Annotated in this window: 7 protein-coding genes; 4 read left to right on the forward strand and 3 right to left on the reverse strand. The window is 68.7% G+C overall.

Annotated features, from left to right (window positions below):
- Positions 1–90: 90 nt before the first annotated feature.
- Positions 91–1,968: a glutamine--fructose-6-phosphate transaminase (isomerizing) gene (gene glmS, locus V7053_RS16585; RefSeq protein ID WP_334173377.1), complete on the reverse strand. Its 1,878-nt coding sequence runs from the start codon at positions 1,966–1,968 to the stop codon at positions 91–93.
- 73 nt (positions 1,969–2,041) lie between these two features.
- On the opposite strand from glmS, the gene coaA reads away from it, so the two are divergent.
- The 3 genes from coaA to V7053_RS16600 all read left to right on the forward strand — a co-directional run bounded on the left by coaA (position 2,042) and on the right by V7053_RS16600 (position 4,680).
- Entirely contained in the window at positions 2,042–3,007 is a 966-nt protein-coding gene (gene coaA, locus V7053_RS16590) for a type I pantothenate kinase (RefSeq protein ID WP_334173378.1), read from the forward strand.
- 63 nt (positions 3,008–3,070) lie between these two features.
- Complete coding sequence (gene mscL / locus V7053_RS16595; RefSeq protein ID WP_334173379.1) at positions 3,071–3,460, forward strand: large conductance mechanosensitive channel protein MscL; 390 nt, start codon at positions 3,071–3,073, stop codon at positions 3,458–3,460.
- Positions 3,461–3,603: 143 nt separating this feature from the next.
- Positions 3,604–4,680 carry a transglycosylase domain-containing protein gene (locus V7053_RS16600; protein WP_334173380.1) on the forward strand — a complete coding sequence of 359 codons (1,077 nt, stop codon included), beginning with the start codon at positions 3,604–3,606 and terminating at the stop codon, positions 4,678–4,680.
- Between the two features lie 3 nt (positions 4,681–4,683).
- Here V7053_RS16600 and V7053_RS16605 read toward each other — a convergent pair whose 3' ends face one another.
- Complete coding sequence (locus V7053_RS16605) at positions 4,684–5,820, reverse strand: methyltransferase (protein WP_334173381.1); 1,137 nt, start codon at positions 5,818–5,820, stop codon at positions 4,684–4,686.
- Between the two features lie 9 nt (positions 5,821–5,829).
- A complete protein-coding gene (glmM, locus tag V7053_RS16610; protein ID WP_334173382.1) occupies positions 5,830–7,209 on the reverse strand; it encodes a phosphoglucosamine mutase in 1,380 nt (459 codons plus the stop codon).
- Positions 7,210–7,398: 189 nt separating this feature from the next.
- On the opposite strand from glmM, the gene V7053_RS16615 reads away from it, so the two are divergent.
- On the forward strand, positions 7,399–7,680 hold the full coding sequence (locus tag V7053_RS16615; RefSeq protein ID WP_334173383.1) for a hypothetical protein: 282 nt from the start codon (positions 7,399–7,401) through the stop codon (positions 7,678–7,680).
- The last annotated feature ends 298 nt before the right edge of the window (positions 7,681–7,978 follow it).

Raw genomic sequence — 7,978 nt, forward strand, 5'->3', positions numbered from 1 at the left:
CGTACCCGAAACGGTGGGAGAGGGATAGCCGTACCCGAAACGGCCAGGGCGCGGGACAGCCGTACCCGAAACGGTGGGAGGGGGGTGGGGCTACTCTACGGTGACCGACTTGGCGAGGTTACGCGGCTGGTCCACGTCGAATCCCTTCGCCGCCGCGAGCTCGGCGGCGAAGATCTGCAGCGGGACGGTCGTGAGCAACGGCATGAGCAGAGGAGGCGTCTCCGGCACATAGACGACGTGCTCGGCGTATTCGCGCACGGCCTCGTCGCCCTCCTCCGCGATCACGAGCGTGCGTGCCCCGCGGGCCCGAACCTCCTGGATGTTGGAGACCACCTTGGCGTGCAGAGAGTCCCGGCCGCGCGGCGACGGCACGACGACGAACACTGGCTGGCCCTCGTCGATCAGGGCAATGGGCCCGTGCTTGAGCTCGCCCGCGGCGAAGCCCTCCGCGTGCAGGTACGCGATCTCCTTGAGCTTGAGGGCACCCTCGAGCGCGACCGGGTAACCGACGTTGCGGCCCAGGAAGAGCACGGACTTCTCGTCCTTCATGCTCCGAGCGAGCTCGCGGAGGGGGCCCGTGGTGTCGAGGACCTTCTGGATCTTCTCGGGGATCTTGTTGAGGTCGGCCAGGACGTCCTTGATCTGACCGGAGAAGATGTTCCCGCGCAGCTGGGCCAAATAGAGCCCGAGCAGGTAGGCGGCCGTGATCTGGGCGAGGAATGCCTTGGTCGAGGCAACGGCGATCTCGGGCCCGGCGTGCGTGTAGAGGACCGCGTCGGACTCGCGTGGGATCGTCGAGCCGTTCGTATTGCAGATCGAGACCGTCTTCGCGCCCTGTTCGCGCGCGTACCGGACGGCCATGAGGGTGTCCATCGTCTCGCCGGACTGGCTGATCGAGACGACGAGGGTGTTCCTGTCCACGATTGGCTCGCGGTAGCGGAACTCGTGCGCGAGCTCGACTTCAGTGGGGATCCTGCACCAGGTCTCGATCGCGTACTTCGCGACCATGCCGGCGTACGAAGCGGTGCCGCAGGCAAGCACGATGATCTTGTTGACCTGCTTGAGCTCGGCGGGATCGATGCGCAGCTCATCGAGGATGAGACGGCCGCGCGTGTCCGAGCGGCCGAGCAACGTGTCATGCACGGCGGCCGGCTGGTCGTGGATCTCCTTCTCCATGAAGGAGGGGAAGCCGCCCTTCTCGGCCGACGCCGCGTCCCACGAGACCTCGAACTCCTTGCCCTCGGCGGGCCGGCCGTAGAAGTCCGTGATCACGAACGAATCGGGGGTGATCGTGACGATCTGGTCCTGACCGAGCTCGACGGCACGCCGCGTGTGGTCGATGAAGCCCGAGACGTCCGAGCCGAGGAAGTTCTCCCCTTCACCGAGGCCGACGACGAGCGGCGAGTTCCGGCGCGCAGCGACGACGACGCCGGGCTGCTCCGCGTGCACCGCGAGGAGCGTGAACGCCCCCTCGAGCCGCTGGGACGCGAGCTGCATCGCCTTGGTGATGTCGCCGTCGGCCGCGCCGCGGTAGAAGTCGCCGATGAGCGCGGCCGCGACCTCAGTGTCGGTCTCCGATGCGAAGACGACGCCCTTCGCGAGCAGCTCCTGCTTGAGCTCGGCGTAGTTCTCGATGATGCCGTTGTGGATGACGGCCAGACGCCCCTGATCGGCAAGGTGGGGGTGGGCGTTCGCGTCCGTGGGCCCGCCGTGCGTGGCCCAGCGGGTGTGCCCTATACCCGTGAGGCTCGAGGGCAGCGGGTGCTCCTCGAGTTCGGCGATGAGGTTCGCGAGCTTGCCGGCCTTCTTCCGAGACTGCACAGTGCCGTCCGACACGACGGCGACCCCCGCCGAGTCGTAGCCCCGGTACTCGAGGCGGCGCAGTCCCTCGATCACGACGTCAAGGGCGCTGTAGTCTCCGTTGCGGCGCGCAGTTGCACTACCGACGTAGCCGACGATTCCACACATGCCGATCATCCTACCGGGGTCTCATTTCACGGCGTATTTCGCTCAGAGCGACCACGTTGGCAGAATCACCTGAGTGAGTCTGGACAGGAACGAGTTCGACGGCGACGGTGCCACCCCCTTCGTCGAGCTCGATCGCGCCCGCTGGTCCCAGCTCGCAAACCGCATGGAACAGCCGCTCAACCAGGAAGACATCGACCGGCTGCGCGGCCTCGGCGACCCCCTCGACCTCCGCGAAATCCGTGAGGTCTACCTCCCGCTCAGCCGCCTGCTCTCCCTGTACGTCGAAGCGTCCGGCCAGCTGCACAGCGCGACCCAGACGTTCCTCGGCGAGAAGACTCAGCGCACGCCGTTCGTGATCGGAGTGGCGGGCTCGGTCGCCGTCGGCAAGTCCACGATCGCCCGCGTGCTGCGCGAGATGCTGCGCCGCTGGCCGTCGACCCCGGATGTGCAGCTCATCACGACGGACGGGTTCCTCTATCCGCTCGCCGAGCTCACCCGCCGGGGGCTCCTCGACCGCAAGGGGTTCCCTGAGTCGTACGACCGCCGGGCCCTCCTGCGGTTCGTCGCCGAGATCAAGTCCGGCGCGGAGGAGGTGCGGGCGCCCTGGTACTCGCACCTCACCTACGACATCGTCCCCGGCCGGGAGGTCGTGGTGCGCAGGCCTGACGTGCTCATCGTCGAGGGCCTCAACGTCCTCGCCCCCGCGCGCCCGCGGCTCGACGGCACCACCGGTCTGGCTCTGAGCGACTTCTTCGACTTCTCGATCTACGTCGACGCGAAGACGAGCTCGATCGAGGAGTGGTACGTCCAACGCTTCCTCAAACTCCGCTCAGGCGCCTTCGCCCAGCCGGAGAGCTACTTCCACCGCTACGCCTCGCTCTCGGACACCGAAGCGATCACGACGGCGCGCAGCATCTGGAAGTCGATCAACGAGCCGAACCTCATCCAGAACGTCCTGCCGACCCGCGGCCGCGCCCAGCTCGTGCTGAGCAAGGACGCGGACCATTCGATCCGGCGGATGCTCCTGCGCAAGGTCTGACACGCACCAGGCAGTCACCCGCAGTTCACATAACATCCGCTATGTTCACGCTACTCTGGCGCCATGCTCAACGGATTCAAAGCCTTCATCATGAAGGGCAACGTCCTCGACCTTGCCGTCGCCGTCATCATAGGTGCCGCGTTCAACGCGGTCGTTACCGCTCTCGTCCAGAACGTCCTCATGCCCATCATCTCGGTCCTGGTGGGACAGCCGAACTTCGACAGCTTCCTGGTCTTCGGGCCCGTGAAGATCGGCGTGTTCCTCACGGCCGTTGTGAACTTCCTCATTGTCGCGGCGACGATCTACTTCTTGGTTGTCATGCCCATGAACCACCTCATCGAGCGGCGCAACCGCCGGCTCGGCATCCACGACAAGGCGGCGGAGGAGCCCGTCGACCCCCAGATTGCGCTCCTCACCGAGATCCGGGATGCACTCAAGGCCCGCGAGGTCTAGGCCTTTCCCCTCCCCGCAGTGCACGACGCCGGCCGCCCACCCTGTCGAGGTGGGCGGCCGTCTGCTTTGAGGTTCGTCGCCTAGACTGGCCCGGCCCGCCCTCTCCATGGGACCCCCTCGCTAACCTCAGGAGCCCGCTCACCATGGACTATCAGGCCGACACGACGCCGCTGCCCCCTCCCCGCATCCATGGACGCGGGGTCACCCCGCTGGGCCCTGTGGACGCCGACCCCTCTGCGCCGTCGCCGCAGGGGTGGAGGGACCGCCGTCGCCTGCCGGCCCTCCCGCCGCTCGAGCCCGAGGACCAAGAGCCTCGCGAGCGAGAGCCTCGGGGGCGGCTGCCGCGGCTTCCGCGCCGGACAAAGTCCAAGCGGGGCAACGGCAGGAAGCCTCGTGGCCGGTTCCGCCGCGCCCTCCGGATCACCGCAATCGTGAGCATCATCGCCGTCGTCGGGAGCCTCGTCACGACGCTCGCGTACAACTGGATCACCCCGCCGCGCACCGCGTTCATGCTCGAGGCCGGCGAGCCCACCGTGTACCAATATGTCGCGATCGACCACATCAGCCGCTACACGATCGCATCGGTCATCGCCCACGAGGACGAGGAGCTCGGGACGCGTGCGGGCGCCTTCTCGATCGATGACTTCATGGCCCGGGCCCAGGCCTTCGCATCCGGCCAGCCCGATCCGAGCGGCTCGACGGTCCCGCAGCAGCTTGTGAAGAACATCTTCCTCTGGCCGAGCCAGGACCCACTCCGGAAGGGAATCGAGGCGGGACTTTCCGAAGAGTTCGACTTCATGCTGCCGAAGGAACGGATCATGGAGCTGTACCTCAACTACGCGCAGTTCGGGCCGAAACTCTTCGGCATCTGCGCGGCCAGCTGGTACTACTTCAACGCTCCGCCCTCCCAGCTGACCCAATACGAGTCGGAGCAGCTCATGGGTGTGCTCCCCGACCCGGACAACGTCCGCCGCGCGGCGGGCGGGGGCCTCGACATCAGCGCCGCCGCGAACCCGGAGGCAGCCGATCTCATCAACGGCGCGGCGAACGTCTGGGTGCCGCGGCAGCTCGCCGGAATGGGCGGCTGGCAGGCAGCCGTCAAGACGATCGGGATCGCGGACACCGCGGCAGACCACCCGGCCACCGAGAGCGGCCCGGACGGCTGTTCCACCATGCCGCAGGACGTCGCCAAACGGCTGCAGTCCGAGGGGGTCGGCTAGGCCTCACTCGGCGACGAGCTCAACGATTCCGTAGGCGCCCGTGTCGATGACGCGCCCGGGAGTGAACCCGGCAGGTGCCGCGAGCGCGAAGAACTCGTCCGCCGAGCGCTGCCTGCCCTCCGTCTGCGCGAGCATCATGATGTCCGAGATCGAGACGGGGAACTCGGCCCGGTTCGGCTCCTGCAGCCACTCGAGCACGAGCAGCCGGGCCCCCGCGGGCGCCGCCGCGCGGACCGTGCGCAGGATCGCCCGGCACTGGTCGTCGTCCCAATCGTGCAGGACGTCCTTGAGGAGGTAGACGTCCGCGGACGCGGAGAACCCCTCGAAGAGATCGCCCTCGACGGCGGTCACACGCCTTTCGACGCCCCGCGCCGCGAGGTATTCCGCTGCTCCGGCGAGCGGTCCGGCCTGATCGACGAGCACCCCCGAGAGCGCCGGACGGGCCCGGAGGACCTCCGCGAGCATCGAGCCCACCCCGCCGCCGACATCGCACACCGTCCCGTCCTCGGGCCACGGATAGGCGGCGACGATGAGGGGCGCGGCCATGAGGGTCAGCTCGCGCATCGTCCGGGCGAAGCCCTCCTCCTCGTCGGGATGCTGTGCGAGGTGTTCCCAGATCGTGGTCCCCGTCGCGGCGTTGAACGCCGGCAGGCCGTCACGGAGCGTCTCCGGAAGCCTGGACCAGCCTTCGATCACCATGGGCGAGGTCATGTAGCGGATCCAGCCGGCCATCGTGTGCGGATGCCCGTCGAGGAGGAGGCGCCCGGTGGAGGTGAGCGAGAAGCGGCCCGTTCGGTCGAGGCGTGCCAGCCCGTAGACGGCCAGCCCCCGCAGCACCCGGTGGACGGTGGGGGCGTGGAGGCCCAGACGCCCGGCGACGGCATCTGCCGTGAGCGGCCCCTGGGCGAGGGGCTCGACGAGCCGCGTCTGCACCGCCGCGCGCATGAGCATGATCGAGGCGACTCCCCCGCTCAGCTGGAGGAAGCGCGCCTGGGGCGGTTGAAGTGCGCCGCCCGCGCGCCCGAGCGCGGCACTGAGGCGCTGCACCCCCCGAACGAGGCTGGGCCGAAGGAGGGCTCCACGGACGAGGCCGCGCCTGAGCAGGACCTGACGGACGACGGCGGGCGACGGCTGGCGCATGCACCCAGACTAGGCCTGGCGCACCGACTCGGAGTTGTTGAGCGCGAGGGAGAGCCGGCGTTCGACGACGGCGGCGAGCCGTTGGGCGATGGCCTGGGCCGTAGCCTCGTCGGCCGCCTCGACCATGACCCGGACCACCGGCTCGGTGCCCGACGGGCGGAGGAGGACGCGTCCGGTGTCGCCGAGCTCCGCCTCGGCCTCTGCCACGGCGAGGCTCACGCCGTCGTCCTCCGTGACGCGCGACTTGTCGACGCCCTTCACATTGATGAGCACCTGCGGAAGCCGGGTCATGACGGCGGCGAGTTCCTTGAGCGGCTTGCCCGTCTTGGCGATCTGGGCTGCGAGCTGGAGCCCGGTGAGGACGCCGTCGCCCGTCGTCGCGTAGTCGAGGAAGATGACGTGGCCGCTCTGCTCCCCGCCGAGGGAATAGCCGTTCGCGCGCATCTCCTCGAGGACATAGCGGTCGCCCACCGCGGTCTCGCGCACGGTGATGCCCGCATCGCGCAGAGCGATCTTGAGGCCGAGGTTGCTCATGACCGTCGCGACGAGCACGTCGTCGCGCAGGCGGCCGTCCTGCTTGAGGGCGATCCCGAGGATCGCCATGATCTGGTCGCCGTCCACGATGTTGCCCTCGTGGTCCACCGCGAGGCAGCGGTCGGCGTCGCCGTCGTGGGCCACGCCGAGGTCGGCGCCGTGCGCGACCACCGCGGCCTGAAGCGTCTCGAGGTGTGTCGAGCCGACGCCTTCGTTGATGTTGATCCCGTCCGGCTCGGCGCCGATCACGATCACGTTGGCTCCGGCGTCCTTGAACACCTGGGGCGAGCAGCCGGAGGCAGCGCCGTGCGCACAGTCGATGACGACCGTGAGCCCGTCGAGGCGATGCGGGAGGGTCGTGAGGAGGTGCACGACGTAGCGGTCCTCGGCATCGGCGAAGCGGCGAACCCGCCCCACGCCGTCGCCCGTCGGCCGGACCGGCTCGCGCTCGAGTTCGGCCTCGATCGCGTCCTCGACCTCGTCGGGAAGCTTGTGGCCGCCGCGCGCGAAGAATTTGATGCCGTTGTCCGGGGCCGGGTTGTGCGACGCGGAGATCATGACGCCGAAATCGGCCTTGAGATCCGCCACGAGATACGCCGCCGCGGGAGTCGGCAGGACGCCCGCGTTGTAGACGTCGACACCCGCGCTCGCCAGGCCTGCTTCGACCGCCGCGCTCAGGAATTCCCCGCTCGCGCGGGGGTCCCTGGCGACGACGGCACGGGGCCGGGTGCCATCGGGAACCTCGCGGTGCCCAAGCACGACGGCGGCCGCTTGGGAGAGCCTGAGTGCCAACTGCGCGTCCAGCAGGCCATTGGCCAGCCCGCGGACGCCGTCCGTTCCGAAGAGCCTAGTCATCGGGACCAGTCTACGGGGCGCGGGCAAGGGAGCTGACCCGTGCGGGGACGCTGGGGCCGTCGGCGCATGCTCGCAGCGAGGAGCACGCGAGTGGTCCGACAACAGATTCGAGTACGGACAAGTGTGGTTTGTGAGTACGGCGACTTGGGACAGTAAAAGAACCGACCGGCAGTACAAGGAGGACGGGAAATGTTGGACTCGAAAGACGTCGTCCAAGCGTGGAACAGGGCGGGGAACCCTACTCCAGAGGCGCGCTTGGGCATGTACGCGCAGGCGCTGGCCTCCGGTTGCCGGATCGGCGCCTACCACGCCCTGGGGGACGATGAAGAGGACCGCGTCATCCTGGCGCTGTATCGGGTCGACCGCCCACGGGCCACTTTCGCCGACCTCCATCAGGCGCCCCCGCTGGCCCTCGCCAGCTACCACCAGCTTCTCCACGATCTCGCCCGCCAGGGCCTCGGCCCTCTGTAGGAGCGCGGCCCTCTGTAGCCGAGCGCGCGTCGTCGCGCGTCTGCGAGTCGCGCCGGGGTCACCCGCTCCAGACGTCTCCCGCCAGAATGCGGTCTGCCTCGGCTCGGGCTTGGTCCTCGCTCAGGCCGGCCGCCTCCAAGCTCCAGAGGAGATGCTCGCGCCTTCGCGAAGCCGGGGTATCCATGCGCCGCAGCCTCGTGGGCGCCTGCCATGGTTCTGCGGAACGAGGGACGGGCGCCTGCGCGTGCTCATGCCGAAGGAACGCCCGCAAACTTTCATCAGCTCCGCTGCTCATCGC

The sequence above is a fragment of the Sinomonas sp. genome, assembly GCF_036848755.1.
GTDB lineage: Bacteria > Actinomycetota > Actinomycetes > Actinomycetales > Micrococcaceae > Sinomonas.